This window comes from Campylobacteraceae bacterium (genome assembly GCA_013215945.1).
In the GTDB taxonomy this organism is placed as follows: domain Bacteria; phylum Campylobacterota; class Campylobacteria; order Campylobacterales; family Arcobacteraceae; genus NORP36.
Map to the genome: position 1 here is coordinate 43,930 of JABSOM010000011.1, position 16,012 is coordinate 59,941.

General features: G+C 28.3%; 12 protein-coding genes. 3 read left to right on the forward strand and 9 right to left on the reverse strand.

The genetic code is table 11. The features are described 5' to 3' along the window. Positions 1-178: 178 nt before the first annotated feature. Positions 179-1,261 (forward strand): HAMP domain-containing histidine kinase, encoded by a 1,083-nt coding sequence (locus HRT41_11825; GenBank protein NQY24710.1) that lies wholly within the window; start codon positions 179-181, stop codon positions 1,259-1,261. 150 nt (positions 1,262-1,411) lie between these two features. Here the strand turns inward: HRT41_11825 and HRT41_11830 are convergent, their stop codons facing one another. Then, on the reverse strand, positions 1,412-2,218 hold the full coding sequence (locus tag HRT41_11830; protein ID NQY24711.1) for a mechanosensitive ion channel: 807 nt from the start codon (positions 2,216-2,218) through the stop codon (positions 1,412-1,414). 107 nt (positions 2,219-2,325) lie between these two features. Here HRT41_11830 and HRT41_11835 point away from each other — a divergent pair, with 107 nt between their 5' ends. Continuing rightward, the gene (locus HRT41_11835) at positions 2,326-2,643 is read left to right on the forward strand and encodes a peptidylprolyl isomerase (protein ID NQY24712.1); all 318 of its coding nucleotides are present in this window, start codon (positions 2,326-2,328) and stop codon (positions 2,641-2,643) included. A gap of 69 nt (positions 2,644-2,712) precedes the next feature. Continuing rightward, the gene (locus tag HRT41_11840) at positions 2,713-2,994 is read left to right on the forward strand and encodes a peptidylprolyl isomerase (protein NQY24713.1); all 282 of its coding nucleotides are present in this window, start codon (positions 2,713-2,715) and stop codon (positions 2,992-2,994) included. Here HRT41_11840 and HRT41_11845 read toward each other — a convergent pair. From HRT41_11845 to HRT41_11880, 8 genes are all read right to left on the reverse strand, one after another. After that, the gene (locus tag HRT41_11845) at positions 2,991-4,580 is read right to left on the reverse strand and encodes a hypothetical protein (GenBank protein ID NQY24714.1); all 1,590 of its coding nucleotides are present in this window, start codon (positions 4,578-4,580) and stop codon (positions 2,991-2,993) included. The two genes, HRT41_11840 and HRT41_11845, sit on opposite strands and share 4 nt — an antisense overlap. Before the next feature lie 195 nt (positions 4,581-4,775). Next, positions 4,776-7,820: an efflux RND transporter permease subunit gene (locus HRT41_11850; GenBank protein NQY24715.1), complete on the reverse strand. Its 3,045-nt coding sequence runs from the start codon at positions 7,818-7,820 to the stop codon at positions 4,776-4,778. After that, positions 7,820-8,878, reverse strand: coding sequence for an efflux RND transporter periplasmic adaptor subunit (locus tag HRT41_11855; GenBank protein NQY24716.1), 1,059 nt, complete (start codon positions 8,876-8,878; stop codon positions 7,820-7,822). The genes HRT41_11850 and HRT41_11855 overlap by 1 nt, the downstream gene beginning before the upstream one ends. After that, positions 8,878-10,293, reverse strand: a complete 1,416-nt coding sequence (locus HRT41_11860; GenBank protein ID NQY24717.1) for an efflux transporter outer membrane subunit — start codon at positions 10,291-10,293, stop codon at positions 8,878-8,880. The genes HRT41_11855 and HRT41_11860 overlap by 1 nt, the downstream gene beginning before the upstream one ends. Next, entirely contained in the window at positions 10,287-10,988 is a 702-nt protein-coding gene (locus HRT41_11865; GenBank protein NQY24718.1) for a TetR/AcrR family transcriptional regulator, read from the reverse strand. The genes HRT41_11860 and HRT41_11865 overlap by 7 nt, the downstream gene beginning before the upstream one ends. A 178-nt stretch (positions 10,989-11,166) precedes the next feature. Continuing rightward, positions 11,167-12,789 (reverse strand): AAA family ATPase, encoded by a 1,623-nt coding sequence (locus tag HRT41_11870; GenBank protein ID NQY24719.1) that lies wholly within the window; start codon positions 12,787-12,789, stop codon positions 11,167-11,169. Positions 12,790-12,838: 49 nt separating this feature from the next. Next, positions 12,839-14,668 carry a selenocysteine-specific translation elongation factor gene (gene selB, locus HRT41_11875; protein NQY24720.1) on the reverse strand — a complete coding sequence of 610 codons (1,830 nt, stop codon included), beginning with the start codon at positions 14,666-14,668 and terminating at the stop codon, positions 12,839-12,841. After that, positions 14,661-16,010: an L-seryl-tRNA(Sec) selenium transferase gene (locus tag HRT41_11880; protein ID NQY24721.1), complete on the reverse strand. Its 1,350-nt coding sequence runs from the start codon at positions 16,008-16,010 to the stop codon at positions 14,661-14,663. Before HRT41_11880 ends, selB begins: the two co-directional genes overlap by 8 nt. Between the last annotated feature and the right edge of the window lie 2 nt (positions 16,011-16,012).

Genomic DNA, 16,012 nt, shown 5'->3' on the forward strand with positions numbered 1-16,012 from the left:
CCTATGTGTATTATAAAAGTACCCCACAATAATCAACAAATAAGAGCGTACATCAAGAATCCCAGTGAAATTTTAGGTGCTAATTATATTTTAAATGTAAAAGGAGTAGGTTATCGATTTAACAAATAGTGAAAAATGGACATTACTAAGATTTTTAGGGCTGTACCTGGGATCATCTTTGATATTAATGATTTTTGTAGCGTTTTTTTACTATAAGAGTGAACAAAATCTTTATTATGATTTAGTGAAATCACAAATGCATAAAAAAGCAGCACTCATTTCTGCCAAAATTATTTATGCACATATGCTAAATAAAAAACTTGATGCTAATGATTTATTAAAAAATAAAGACTATCAAATATCTTTATATAATAGTAACAAAAAAGAGTTATATGGCAACATTGAAGAAAAAATTGATTTTACAAATGAGTTTTACAAAAATAACAATCATTATATTTTAATTGATAATTCTCCCTTAGGTCATTTAGGCATATTTTATATCTCTATTAAAGAGAATCTTTTTTTTGAAAAAATGAAGAACTTACAAATAAATATAATCATCTTTTTTATCATAATATATTCAATTATTTCGTTAATTGGATTTTATTTAGCAAAATTATTTCTAAAGCCAATAAGAGATGAAAGAGAGAAGTTAAATAATTTTATAAAAGATACAACACATGAATTAAATACTCCCATATCAGTTATTTTAATGTCAACGGAGTCAAATGGTTTGAATGAAAAACAAATTGAACGAGTGAGATTAAGTGCCAAAAGAATTTCTGAGATTTATAAAGATTTGATATATATTTTTCTACAAAACCATAAAAATGATAAAAAAGTTGAATTACTTAACTTAGGAGAGGTTATTGATGAGCAACTAAAGTATTTCATTCCTCTTTCTTCACAAAAAAGAATTGAAATTAATATTATAAAAGAGGATTTTTTTTATAAAATAAATAAGGAAGATTTTATACGATTATTTAATAATATTATGTCTAATGCTATTAAATATAATAAAGTGAATGGTTCCATTAATATTTGTGTGAACAAAAATTATATTACTATAGAAGATACGGGTATAGGAATTTCAAAAAATAAACTTAAAGACATTTATAAAAGATATTATAGAGCAACGAAAGTGCAAGGTGGTTTTGGAATAGGCTTAAGTATAGTTAATCATATCTGCAAAACTTATGATATTACACCAAAAGTAACATCTAAGAAAAAAATTGGGACTTTGTTTCTTTTAAAATTTTAACTACTATCTCAAAAATAAATTGCAAACTTTTAAGCATAAAAAGAAAATAATAATTTAGCTCAAGTACTGGAAAAAATAGTTTTGTGTTTAAGTTTGTTAACAAGTACAGCTCTAATGACATCTAAAAGATAAGCCTTAGGCTTATCTTTACTATTGTTTTAAAATATGAACATCTCTTTGTGGAAAAGGTATGGTGATTTTATTATGATCAAGCGCTTTTTTCGCATTCTCTTGAATGCCAAAATACACATCCCAATAATCTTCACATTTACACCAAGGCATCATTAATAAATTTACAGATGAATCTGCTAAAGCATTAACACCAATGGCCGGTGCTGGGTCTTTTAATACTAATTTATGATCATTCATCATTTTTAATAAAACTTCTTTTGCATCATCAATAGAGGAATCATAAGAAATGCCAACTTCTAAATCAACTCTTACAGTTCCATTGGCTGAAATGTTTGTAATAGCATTAGAAGAAACGGCTGAGTTTGGTAGAATAATTGTTTTGTTTTGGAAAGTAGTTAAAATAGTATTAAAAATTTGAATTTCTTTTACAATTCCAAGTGCCCCTTGTGATTCAATTAAATCTCCTACTTTATAGGGTTTAAATATAAGTAATAAAACTCCCCCTGCAAAATTAGACAGTGATCCTTGCAGTGCTAAACCAACAGCTAGGCCAGCAGCTCCAAGTACTGCAATAAAAGAAGTAGTAGCAATTCCTATCATTGAAGCAACGGAGATGAAAAGCAGAATTTTTAATACCCAAGAAAGTAAACTTTTTGTAAAGGGAATAAGTGTTTCATCTACTTTAGCTTTTTTCATTAAAGAAGATACTAGGTTCGTAAAAAAACCAATTAAAAGCAAACCAAGTACAAGTACAACAATTGAGAGTATTAACTTAGGTGCATAATCCATAGTTAAAAGTAAAATTTCGTCAAAATATTCTTCCATTATTTTTCCTTTAAATAAGTTATTTCATTATTTGATTTATATGATAACTAAAGATAACTTTATATCAAGGTTAACCGTTTTAGTATAAATTATACTTATGCTGTTTTATGATAAAATACGCTCAAATAAAAAGGATATTTATGGCAAATGCTAGTGCAAGACATATATTGGTTTCAGATGAAAACTTATGTAAAGAATTAAAAGAAAAAATAAATTCAAAAGAAACAACATTTGAAGCAGCAGCTTCAGAATTCTCAACGTGTCCATCCGGACAAAGTGGGGGAGATTTAGGTAATTTTACTCCTGGACAAATGGTTCCTGAGTTTGATGTAGTTGTTTTTAATGAAGCAGTAAATGAAGTTCATGGACCTGTTAAAACAGATTTTGGTTTTCATTTAATTGAAATCACTTCAAGAGAAGACTAAAAATAAAAGAGAATAAAAACTCTTTTATTCTCTTTATCTATGGTATTATGTCGCTTTTAAAGGATATACATGATAAAAGCAACTGCCAGACATATACTGGTAAAACAAAATAAACTAGCACTCAAGATTAAAAAAGAAATACTTAATAATACGCTTACTTTTGAAAAAGCAGCCAAAAAATATTCACGTTGTTCTTCTAAAAAATCCAATGGAGATTTAGGTACATTTTCACAAGGTGAAATGGTAAAAGAATTTGATGAAATTGTATTTAAAGAAAGATTAAATACTTTACATGGCCCTATTAAAACGCAATTTGGCTTTCATTTAATAGAAATTACTTCACGCACTTAAATAAAAATATCAAAAAGAATTTTTTTAAGTTCTACTTTCATTTTATTCGTTATTGTTTTTTTATTAATATATAAGAAAAAGGGAACGGTATTAGACATAGACTGTTTTAAACGTTTTCGCAAAGTTGAAACTTCATCCAATAAAATAAGATTTTCTCCATCAAAAATTTTAAAGTCTTTTGATAAACCCAAAGAAAAAGAAACAATTTGATAGGAAATAAAACGGCTTGGATTTTCATATTTTAGAATAAAACTATCAAGTGCATCTTGAAGTTTGATTCTTCTTAGAGGAGTAATATATCCAAAACTTTCTCTAAATTTATATCGCTCAAGGGTTGAAAAATCTAATACTTTATAAAATTCATTTAAATTTTTCCAAGAAGAAGAAAAAACTCTTTTCCCAAAAAGAATTTCTTCAAAACATAAAAGATATTTTTTATCTTGTTGTTGCAGTATTTCTTTATTTTTAATATCAAAGTATTCTTGTTTTAACAAGGAAATAAGCCAGTTTTCATCCAACATAGAAATAATATCTAGTTTTTTTTCTTCATCTTTTTCTCGATGAAATGTCCACAACATAGCAATATTATCTGATATTTTAGCCCCTTCTTTATTCTCTTCTTTAAAATACTTTCTTGAAACATAATAAATGACATTTTCTAATAAAGCATCTGTTTTGGAAATAGAGAAATTATAAATGACTTTTTTATATAAATTAAATCTCATCTCAAGCATATGTTCTATATCTATAAGACCCATATCAAAAAAACTCATTTCAAACTTATTGTTGTTTTTTACAAGTACTGTATGTTTTGTTATTCGAATATGATCATTGGGTCCTCCAATATAACCAGAAGCAACCATATCTCTATTAATATAGTCTAACCTATCGGCATCTACAGTTCCAGATACTAAAGAGTGTAAAACCTTAAAATCAAAACCATACGCTTCTTTTTCTTCTAAAATAAGTTTAACTATTTTGTGAATTAGTTTTAAATAAGCTTTATTCGCAATCTTCTCGTTTTTTAACTCATAATCAAAAAGGGTATCTACTAGAATATTTCCTATTCCTTCATGTAGTACATCTTCTTTATTATTTGTTATTTCTTCATAAATATTTCTAAAAAGTACTTCTTTTTCACCATTTTTAGTACTTTTCATATAGAGTTTGTTTAAGGCATTTTCCACTTGATGAGAAAAAGGCAAATGACCAACATCATGCAATAATCCAACCAATCTAAGAGCTTGAAGAATGATAATATAGGTATTTTTTTGTGCTTTGTTTTTTGTTGGAATCAAAAATTGAAAGAGGGCTTTATTTTCAAAATAAGCCAGACTTTGATTCAATGATATATCTAAATTTTCTTCTTCGATGATAGAATTAAGTGCATTTTTTAGATTTTTTAAAAAAGAATTTTTATCTTCTTTTCTTGCGTTTAAAAAAGCATTTTTTAACATATAAGAACTTAAGTGCATGGTTCCAAGTGAGTGGATATAACGTCTTGTTGTAATAGAAGGAAAAGAAAAATAAGCCAAAGCATTTTGTGTAATAAATTGCAAACGGTTAAGTATTTTTGTTTGTAATATTTTATCTTCTAGTTTGGTATATTCTATGTGATTATAAATAGTATCATTAATAAGCCTGTTTTGAATAATGTATCCTTTTAACATTTTGTTAATTGATAACATATTACTAAGCTACTCGTGAAGAGTAGCTTAATAATTATTTGTATTTTTTAATTTCTGCCGCATTAAAATGAGCTGCTATTATAAATAAAAGGCTTAAAGCTCATATTTACCTGCTTTAAAAAATATTGCATATAAAACTGGAACTAAAATTACAATTAATACCGTTGCAACCATGAGTCCAAATACAATAGCTACAGCCATTGATCCAAAAAAAGCATCAAATATTAAAGGTATCATTCCTAAAGCAGTAGTTAAAGCTGCCATTGCGACAGGTCTTAATCTTGATAATCCTGCTTCTAAAATAGAATCTAAAATGGGTTTTTCTTGATGTTCATTTAAAATAGTAATTTCATCAATAAGAACTATTGCATTTTTAATCAACATTCCTGATAGAGATAAGAAACCAAGTAAAGACATAAAACCAAAAGCTTTATCAGTAATTAGTAAACCCCATACCACTCCAATTAAAGCAAAAGGAATAATCAACCAAATAATAAGTGGTTTTTTAAGTGAGTTAAATAAAGCAATTTTAATAAGAATCATTAAAAGTACAAATAAGGGCAAGGAAGCTATAATGGGACCTTGCGATTTTTTTGTATCTCTAAATTCTCCATGCCATTCAATCCAATATCCCTCTTCAAATTTAATTTTATCAATTTGGGGTTTTACTGCATTTAATAAATCATTTGCAACACCACTGTGTACATCTGCATGAATAGTTAAGGCTTTTTTCCTGTTATATCTGTAAATAATATCATCTTCACTTAAGGTTTCAAAATGACTTATCACTTGTCTTAAAGGAATATTTTCTCCCTTAGCAGGTGAGAATATCTGAATATTGTTCAAAGAACTTACATCATTTCTTATTCTATCTTGTGCTCTTAATACAATGGGAATAAGACTGTCCTTCTCTCTATAAACACCGACTGTTCTTCCTTCAAAATTATCTTTTATGGCATCGCTTATATCTTTAGATGAAATACCATTAAGTGTTGCAACTTGATCTAAAACAACAGGCCTTATTACTTTAACTCGCTCACGCCAATCTGTTCTAAGACCTTTTGTTAAAGCATTTTTTTCAAATACTTTTAAAATCTCACTTTCATATTCTCTTATTTTATTTTCATCTTTTCCAAATATTTTTACCTGTACTTTCCCCCCTGAACCAGGTCCAAGTACAAATTTCCTACCAAAAGCTTTAATGCTTGGGAAGTCTTTTTTTACTAAAATGTCTATATCACTAATAGTTCTATCAAGATTTTTAAAATCATCAATATCAATTAACATTTGAGCATAAGCAGAATTCTCTTTTTGGGGTGCATAGGTTAATATAAACCTAAGCGCTCCTTTTCCTACTATTGTTGTAGTATGCGTAACTCCTTGAATCTGTATAATCTTTTTTTGGATATTTTTTAAAATATTGGCAGTATTTTCAATTCTAGTACCTTGAGGCATCCAAAAATCAATCATCACTTGAGGTCTTGTGGAATCTGGGAAAAAGCTTTTTTTAACATGTTTAAAATTACTTAAAGAAAAAACAAATAAAACAATAACACCTAGAATTACTAACCAGCGTTTATTAATACATATTTTTAAAAAACGTGCATACATATTGTAAAATTTTGTATCAAAAGGATCTTTTGTTTCTTTGTTTTTATTGCTTTTTAAAAATTGCACTCCTAATAAAGGAGTAACAGTAACAGCAGTTACCCAAGAAAACGCAAGAGAAATCATAACAACTTGGAATAAGGATCGACAAAACTCACCCGTAGCATTATCCAATGTTCCAATAGCTCCAAAAGCCATTATTGCAATAATAGTAGCTGCAAGAAGGGGAGTGGATGTTTGTTTGACTACTTCTGCTGCTGCGTATTCTTTTCCATCTCCTTTTGCTATTTTAATAAGCATTCCATCAATTATTACTATGGCATTATCTACAAGCATTCCAAGGGCTATAATCAATGCCCCTAAAGAAATTCGCTCTAAGGATATGCCTAAAGCTAGCATGAAAATAAAAGAACCAAGAATAGTAAGTATTAAAACAAAACCAATAATTAACCCAGATCTAAGCCCCATAAATAGAAGTAATACAGCTACAACAATTACAACAGCAGCTATTAAGTTCATAATAAAATCATTAATAGAAATATCAACACTTTTTGCTTGATCCGAGATCATACCAATTTCCATACCTAAGGGCATAAGATATTTGAGTTCCTCTAATCTCTTATTGAGTGCTTCTCCCATATTTAATACATTACCACCCACTCTTGTAGATATACCAATAGCTATTGCTTTTTTCCCATCATAAGATAAATAAGCAGATGAAGGATTTTTGTAATCTCTTTTAATACTTGCTATGTCTTTTAAAAAGATTTGTGCGTTAGAGTTTGAACCTCTGATCATTATATTTTCAAAATCTTTGACTGAATCTACTGTTGTTTTAGGTCTTATTTTAATAAATTCATTGCCAATATTAACAGAACCTGCATCTGAGATTATATTTTTATTTTGTAATTGGGCAATAATCAAATCTTTGGAAATACCAAGTTTTGCTAATCGATCACGGTTAAGTTCAATATAAATAACTTCATCTTGTGTTGCAAAAAGATCGACCTTTCCAACATCTTTTACTAAAATAAGTTCTTTTTTTAAGATTTTGGCATAATCTTTTAGTTCTTTATAGGAATATTCATTTCCAGTGATACTTAAAAACATTCCATAAACATCACCATAATCATCTTTAACTATTGAAGGATAAACAGAAGGAGGCAAAGAATTTTGAACAGAATCTACTTTTCTTCTTAGTTCATCCCAAACTTGGGGCAGGGTATTTTTGTCATAATTGTCTTTAATTGAAACCGTAATGATTGACATTCCTGTAGAAGATTTAGATACGAGTTTATCTAATTGCCCCAAGCGCTGAATAGCTTCTTCTAATTTATTCGTAACTTCTTCTTCCACTTCTTTTGCACTTGCTCCTGGATAAGATGTAATGATTAACGCATCTTTAATAGTAAAAGGAGGATCTTCTAATTTTCCTAGTTTTTCATAAGAAAGTGCACCAAATGCCAAAATGACTACAGTAAGAACATAAGCAAAAATTCTGTTTTTTATAAAATATCTTGAAAAATCCATTATTCTAATTCTCTTACTTTCATATTATTATGTAAATAAGATAAACCTGTAATAATCAGTTTACTGTCCTTATTTAGACCTTTTTTAATATGCAATTTATCAGCATTAAATTCTCCCACTTCAATAAAGGTTTTAATTGCTTTGTTTTCTTTATTTAATGTCCACACATAAAACTTTTTTTCTTCATTTGATTTTACATAATGGGAGGGGATATAAATATCATTTGTTTGTATTTTTCTTGTTAATCTTACAGTAGCACTCATACCTGGTAAAACTGTTTCTTCTTTTGGGTTCTCCATTAAAAGAGTAACTTCAAAGGTTCTGGTGGTATAATCTGCTGAGGTTGATATCTCTTTAATAAGGGCAGGAAAATGTTTATTTTTTAATGCAGTTATAGTGATTTGGGCATTGATTATTTTATTAACATTTTTTAAATCACCCTTACTTTTAATAATATCTTTTTCTGGTATATCTATTTTTACTTCAAGTTTTGAATTGTTTTGAAGAAGTAGAATTCCTTCTTTTTGTGATATTCTTGCAAAATCATTTACCATTTTTTTTGCAATGACACCTGAAAATTCAGCTATTAATTCTGTATCTTCTAAGGCTTTTTCTTTGATTTCATGCTTGGATTTAGCGTTTTCATATCGTTGTTTTGCATTGTCAAAATCTCTTTGTGAAATGGCACCTGATGTAATAAGTATTTGTGCACGCTTTAAATCTTTAAAAGCTGTATTGAGAGCTGTTTTAGATGCTTTGACATTGGAAATGAAATTTCTTTTATCCAAAATGGCAAGTACATCACCCTTGTTAATATAATCTCCTACTTTAACATTGAACTTTTTAATACTACCAGATACTTCAAAAGCCATAATAGTATTTAAAGAAGGATAAACAACACCAGGATACTCGAGATATTTTTTTTGATTCTCTATGTTTTTTACCACTAAAATTTTGACAGGACGAATGAGTTCTTTTTCAACTTTATTGTCATCCTTTTTTGAACATGCAACAAATAAAAGAGTTAGTACTGCTGTTAAGAGTATTGTTTTTTTCATTATTTTACCTTTTCTTTTTTATCATTTTGAGTATTCCATCCTAAACCTAAAGCTTTATGTATCTTGATATAATATAAAGAGCTTGATGTTTTACTTTGAGATAAAGCCTCTTCACTTAAAAACAATTGTCTTTGTGAATCAAGAACTTCTTGGAAGGACGATAGTCCATTTTCATATCTTAGATTGGCCAAGTGAACACTTTCTTGACTTAAGGAATATGCTTTTTCTAAATAAGAAAATTTTATTTTTTCACTTTTATAAAAATCCAGATTTGTATTGACTTCAGCTATTGCATTTAATACTGTTTTTTTATAGTTATTTAAAGCCATCTCTGCTTTTGTTTCTTCTATGCTAATACTGGCTTTTATTTTACTTCTGTTAAAAATTGAGTAGAAAAAGGAGCCACCTACATTCCATAAGAGACTTTCAGGGCTTAAGAGATTTGAGCTTGATATTGAATTGTATCCCAAAAAACCGCTTAAGGTAAGAGATGGATATAACGCAGTAGTTGCTACACCTATAAGAGCTGTTTGTGCTGCTAATTCTCTTTCTTTTAAACGTACATCGGGTCTGTTTCTTAATAGGTTTGCGCTAAAAGTAATATTCTTTTTATAGCTTACTGGAATAAAAGATTGTGTGCTTTTTAAACTATTTTGCACCTTTACATCCCTAGTATTTAATAAAACAGCCAGTTTTTGAATTAAAGCTGTTTTATTAGCATGAAGACTGGGAAGATAAGCTTGAGTGCTTAATAAATTACTATTGGCTCTTATTACATCTAATTTTGAAGCACTGCCAGCATTCTTAAGTTTTTTTGTTAAGTTAAAAAATCTCTCTTGAATATTTATATTTTTTTTAGTGATTAGAATTCTGTCTTCTAAACTTCGTATTTCAATATAAGTAGAAGCTACTTGCGCTTTTAAACTTAACAAAATATCTTGATATAAAAATTTATCTGCTTCATATTTTGCATAGTTTGCTTCAACTAATCTATCAATTCTTCCAAATAAATCTACTTCCCAAGAAACACTAAGTCCCAAATTTAAGTTATTCCCTGTTAGACCTGGAGCAAAAGAAGGTACATTCTCACTTTTTTTCCCTCTTTGTGGATTGATAACGAATGCAGCATTGGGTTCAAAATCTTCTTTTACTATATTATAAGTAAGTCTTGATTTTTTGATATTTAAATAAGCTGTGTTTATGTCTAAGTTATTTTCTTGTGCTTTTAAAATCAGTTGATTTAAAATAGGATCGTTAAAGTTCTTCCACCAAGAATGTTCTTGTTTATTCTTATGTAAAAGATTATTCTCTTGCAAGATATGAAAACTTTTTAATTCAGGTGGATTATAGTTAGGTCCTACGGCACAAGAAGTAAATACGAGAGCTAAACTTAGGTATTTAATATTTTTTAGCATTGAATTCCTTTTTTTATCAGGTTTTTTGTTTCTTCTATAATATGATTAATATTTTTGTGATCTAGTGGTTTATCTTTTAAATAAGAATTAATTAAACAACTTGCATTTACTATTAAAGGGTTGTTAATATCTAAGTCGTGCTTTTTAAAAATATTTAATTCCAATATACTCAAAGAACCTAAACTCAAAGACCATAAACCAAATAATAAATTATCGCATATGCCTTCTGTATTTTCAGCTTTTGGACTGTTTTCTTTTATGGCTTCTAAGAGAATGCTTTTGACAAGTAACACTGCTTCTTGAATGAGAGAATCATGTTCTTGTATTTTGTATTTTGAGGCTCTATTTCTAATACTTGTATTGGTAACTAACTGTTCTAATTCGGAGATATAACTTTCTTTTGCTCGTCTAATATGAGAAGTAAACGTAAAAGCAAGAAGTTTTTCTTTATTAGAACAATCAAGTTTTGATATCTCTTGAAAAAAAGCTTTTACTTCAACAATATTTTGGCAAGCAAGTGCCAGTAAAACATCTTCTTTACTGATGAAATGAATGTATAAAGTACCAATTGAAATTTTAGATGCTTTTGCAATTTCAGACATTTTAAATTCAATAATTCCATCTCTTTTTACAATCATACGTGCATTTTCTAAGATTAATTTATCTCTTATTTCTCGTTTTTCTTGTTTTGTCATTCCAGAACCTTAAAATGAATTTAATTCGAATATTATTCTATCAGAATAAAACTAAATTGTAAATGAAGTAAATTAGGAAAGATAAGGTTTATAAATAGCTGGATTGAATTTTAAAGACAGAGAGATTAAACTATTATTTGTAGTTAATAATAGTTAAATAAATTGTGGAGTATTTTATTTAAAAAGCGTCTGATTTTTTTGTTTTATTTTTTGATAACCATTGTTCTTGCATTTTTTTCATTTTTGAAGAAGACGTTTTTTTAGGTGTTTTTTTAGCTTTGAAATCAAAATTATCATCTTCTTTATACACATACGTTAATTCTAAAGAAGCCAAAACGGCTACTTTTTTTGCTCTTGTAGCTGCAACATAATAAATATTAAGTTCTTCTGCTTTTTGCATATCACTCATTTTGCTTTTTTCATTCGTGATTTCTTTTTTACTTATAAAATCATCTGCTAAGATTATTTGCTCGTATTCTAAACCCTTAGATTTATGCGTAGTCGTAAAAATAATATCAGCTTTATTTTTATCAAGTACCAGTCTGTTCTTGATTTTTTTGTTGATTTCAAAAATATTATCCCCATAGGTATTAATGAATTTTATGATGTTCAAATAATCTTGGTTTTTGGTATCTTTTGCAAATTCTTCAAGCTCAGCTATGGTTTCAAACTCTTTAATTTCGGGAAGTGTAATTTTGTCATTCTTTTTTTGTTTTAAATAAAAAATAGAATAAACCATAGGGTTCATAAAAGAATATCCTCCATATCCCCCTTCAAAATAAATCTTTTTATTGTCATGAATATAATGCACTATTTTTTGTATTAAACCAAAAGTAGTTCGTGCTATTACACAAATTGGTTTATTTAAATCTAAGTGTTTTTCACCCATTTTGGTTTCATTTTGTGTACCTTCTAAATATAAAGAAGATGAGCCACATTTTTTATACAAACTGTTTAAACTTTTTGATAAGCTTTTTGCATATTCATCTCCAAATCTAAAACTTTTACTTAAAGTAAAAGCAGGTAAATCAATTTTGGCCAGTGCATTCGTAGCATATCTAAAAGAATATATTTGTTGAAATGAATCTCCAATATAAACCCGTCTTACATTTTGATTCTCAACTATTCGTATCATTACATCAGAAATATCTTGTGCTTCATCTACAAGTATTAAATCATAACCCAAATTAGAACAGGCCGTTTTATTTAAATAAAACATTTTTAAATAAAAATCATGGGTAGCTTCTATTTTTTTATTCTTCATAGCAGATAAAATGTATTTAAGGTGAGCTAGAACTCTAGACTCATCTTTTGAAATAAGCTCAATTATCTTAGCCCCCAAATCACTTTGTTGTTTGTAGGCTTTTAAAAGGGCTTCATTTAAAGCAATAATTGAACTGTTACAATAAAAATTAACCAAGTCTTTTATTAGGGCTAGGTATTCAGGAATTGGGTAATACGAGTTTCTTTGATTCACTTTTCGTTCAAATTCACATAAATTGTATTCTAAGACTTGCATTTTTAAATCAGAACATAAAACATAGTTATGGGCTTGGATTCTTTTATAAGCAAGTGAATGGATGGTGCTAACATGCATGTGACTTAGATCATAAGAACTTAGTTTATTCATTAGTGAAGTTTGTAAAGACTTGTTATACGCCAGATACAAAATCTTTAAATGAGTGTTCTTTTGTGCATATTCTAAAAGTGTTGTGGTTTTTCCACTTCCTGCAACTGCATTTATTTTAAAAGACAATTCTTTGGAATTAATTATAGTTTCTTGTTCGTTGGTTAAGGTCATTTGCAATTGTAGCTAAGAGAGCTAAAGCCAAGATTATTTGGCTTTAGTTTTAAGCAAAACACCTTTTATTATCTACTTTTTTAATTTGTGAGAAATTGTCTAAATAATCCAAATAAGCAACCAGATATTTTCTTGACATAGGATATTTTTCTTTGAAGTTTTTAATTTCAATATAACCTTCTTCTTTTATAATCTCATTCATGCTTTTTACAATTTTATTTAGAGATTGAGCATGAATAAAAAGATTGTGAGCCATTCTAATAACATGTTTTTTAGCACACAAAGCTTTTAAAATATCATCTCCAAGTTTTCTATCCAAATCTAATTCATCATAGATATTATAAGGAGCAGTTGGGGTAAAACCTTCTTTTTCCAAACGCTCTAATACAATATTTTCTAAGCTGTCTTGAAAACTCTCTTTGATATTGGCATTGATATATAAATTACCATCTTTTTTAAGCAGTTTTTCTTCAATTAATTCATTAATAGCAAGCAGAATAAAACTTTCACTTGCCCACTTAAGTCTTAGTTTAATAGATGCAATAGAAAGTAGGGCATATTGATTTTTAGTATAAATATTACTTACAATTTCTTTGATATAGGCTTTCGTTTCTGCAGGATAAATAATTAAATCCTTTTCATCCACAAAAGATGCATCTAAAGAGTTTGCAATCTTTAATGCTTCTTCATGTGAAAGAGCAAATCTTTGGGCAGAAGAGACTAACCCAAGGCCTTTTTTATGAGCAGTTAATAATATTTGATACGCTTCTTTGATATCTTGTTTATTCAAAGCTTCTAACATTTTAAGTTTTTGCTGTTTTTTCATGGGATCAACTACAGGATTTAAAATGTTTGCTCCTGCAATTGTACGATTGCCTTCTCTTAAAATAAGTTTTTCCCCATAGATTGAGAAAATCTCAGAGCTTGCTTTAATCGTTGCATACCCAACTTCCAGTGAATCAGTAGATGAAAAAAGGAGCACTTTTGCTTCAAACTTTTTAGCACCCAAATAAATAGTATAAATTCTATTATGGGTTAAACTCAAGCCTTTTAAGGCTTTGAAACTCACATCAATTGAAAAAAATCCTCTTAAAAAACCTTTTTTAGATAAAACGCTACCTCTTTGAATTTTATTGGTATCAACACCAGAGAGATTTATTGCACATCTGTTTGAAATAAAAGCCGTTTCAACATCATGTGAATGAACTTGCAGGTTTTTAATTTTAACTTCTTTTTTAATATCACAAAGATATATTTTTTCATTTACAGATATTTCATTTCCTAAAACAGTTCCCGTTACAATAGTTCCAGCACCCTTGCTTGAAAATACTCTATCAACGTAATATCTAAAAAAGTTTTCTTTTTCTTTAGTGCTAGCATTTAGTGTAAATAGTTCTTCTTTTAAATGTGCTATTGAAGCTTCATCATAAATTGAGACACAAAAAGATTTTTCAATATCAAATTCATATTCTTGTACAAAAGAAACAATTTCTTTTTCTTTTATTTTAAGCGTTTCTTCATCAACTAAATCTTTTTTAGTAATTACAACTAAAGCTTTTTTAATACCAATTAATTTAAGAATTTCTAAATGCTCAATGGTTTGAGGTTTTATTCCCTCAGCAGCACTTACAACAACCATCACACAATCAAAAGAAAAAGCTCCTGCAATCATATTTTTGATCAGTTTTTCATGTCCAGGTACATCAATAAAAGCCACATTCTTTTCATTTTGTGAAATATGAGAAAAAGACAAATCAATAGTAATTCCTCTGTCTTTTTCTTCTTTTGTTGTATCACCTTCGTAACCGTTTAACGCTTTTATTAAAGCTGTTTTACCATGATCAATATGACCACAGGTTCCAATAATATAATTACTCATTAATAATCTCTTTTATAATAGAAATCAATGTTTCTAATTCATTTTCTTTGATGGCTCTAAAGTCTAAAAGATATTGTTCTTTTTCCATTCTTCCAATAACTCCCTTTGAGCGTAATAGTTTTTCTATTTTATTTTCTTTGTAGTTTTTAAATGCCAAAGACAATACAATAGTAGGTATTTTTTTATTAGGAGTGGTTCCACCGCCTATTACAGTGTGTGTTTTGAAAATACTTGTTTGGCATATATCTTTAATCGCTTCTTGAACCCTTAAAGCTCGTGCTTCAAGTACTTCTGTAGAAGTAAACAACATTTCCAGCGTAGGAATGTCTTCTTTTTTATCCAATAAAATTGATTTTACATTTTCTTCTAAAATAGCCAAAGTTATTTTATCCACTCTTAACATTCGTAAAAGATGATTCTTTTTTAATTTTGATATAAGTTCTTTTTTCCCTACAATAATTCCAGCTTGTACAGAACCCAAAAGTTTATCGCCAGAAAAAGAAAGTAAGGAAGGTTTATTCTCTAAAAGTTTTAAAACAGAAGGTTCATCTTGATCCAAATTATAAGGCAAATCAACTAAATGACCACTTCCCATGTCATAATAATCAATTAGCTTTTTCTCTTTTGCTAGTGTTACCAATTCCAGACATGAAACTTCGCTCGTAAAACCTTCAATGCTGTAGTTGGATTTATGTACTTTCATTAGCATTGCTGTATTTTCATTGATATTGTCTTCATAATCATAAAGATGGGTTTTATTAGTAGCCCCAACTTCTTTAAGTATTGCACCACTTTGAGCCATTACTTCTGGAACCCTAAAAGAACCTCCAATTTCAACTAACTCACCACGTGAGACTATTACTTCTTTGTTTTTTGCAAAAGTATTTAAAATCAAAAATACAGCAGAAGCATTGTTATTTACGATTAAAACATCTTCACAATCTAAAAGGCTACAAATTACTTTAGAAATATGAGTATATCTCTCGCCTCGTTTTCCTTTTTCCACATCGTATTCAAGATTGTTATATGAAGTAAGAACTTTTTTGATATTTTCAAAAGTTTTTTCATTGATTAATGAACGTCCTAAATTAGTATGAATAATAACACCCGTTGCGTTTATTAATGGGCGTAAAGAAGGTTTGATAATACTTTCATATTCTTTTATAATTTCTTGCTTTAAAGCTTCAAGATTTACTTCATTTATTGTTTCATTCAAAATGTTCTGACGTAAAGTATCAATTTTTTCTTTTACAATTTTAGTAAGAAGTTTTGTTGAATAAGGTTTAAAGTCTTTGTCATTGATAAACTTATCAATCTTCGGTATGGATTTTAATAAAACCATTG

What these genes read in the sequence shown, in the direction of transcription:
- HRT41_11850 (NQY24715.1), bottom strand. Translation starts at nt 7,820, where the DNA reads ATGGATTTTTCAAGATATTTTATAAAAAACAGAATTTTTGCTTATGTT.
- HRT41_11835 (NQY24712.1), top strand. Translation starts at nt 2,326, where the DNA reads ATGATAAAATACGCTCAAATAAAAAGGATATTTATGGCAAATGCTAGT.
- selB (NQY24720.1), bottom strand. Translation starts at nt 14,668, where the DNA reads ATGAGTAATTATATTATTGGAACCTGTGGTCATATTGATCATGGTAAA.
- HRT41_11830 (NQY24711.1), bottom strand. Translation starts at nt 2,218, where the DNA reads ATGGAAGAATATTTTGACGAAATTTTACTTTTAACTATGGATTATGCA.
- HRT41_11870 (NQY24719.1), bottom strand. Translation starts at nt 12,789, where the DNA reads ATGACCTTAACCAACGAACAAGAAACTATAATTAATTCCAAAGAATTG.
- HRT41_11860 (NQY24717.1), bottom strand. Translation starts at nt 10,293, where the DNA reads ATGCTAAAAAATATTAAATACCTAAGTTTAGCTCTCGTATTTACTTCT.
- HRT41_11865 (NQY24718.1), bottom strand. Translation starts at nt 10,988, where the DNA reads ATGACAAAACAAGAAAAACGAGAAATAAGAGATAAATTAATCTTAGAA.
- HRT41_11855 (NQY24716.1), bottom strand. Translation starts at nt 8,878, where the DNA reads ATGAAAAAAACAATACTCTTAACAGCAGTACTAACTCTTTTATTTGTT.
- HRT41_11840 (NQY24713.1), top strand. Translation starts at nt 2,713, where the DNA reads ATGATAAAAGCAACTGCCAGACATATACTGGTAAAACAAAATAAACTA.
- HRT41_11880 (NQY24721.1), bottom strand. Translation starts at nt 16,010, where the DNA reads ATGGTTTTATTAAAATCCATACCGAAGATTGATAAGTTTATCAATGAC.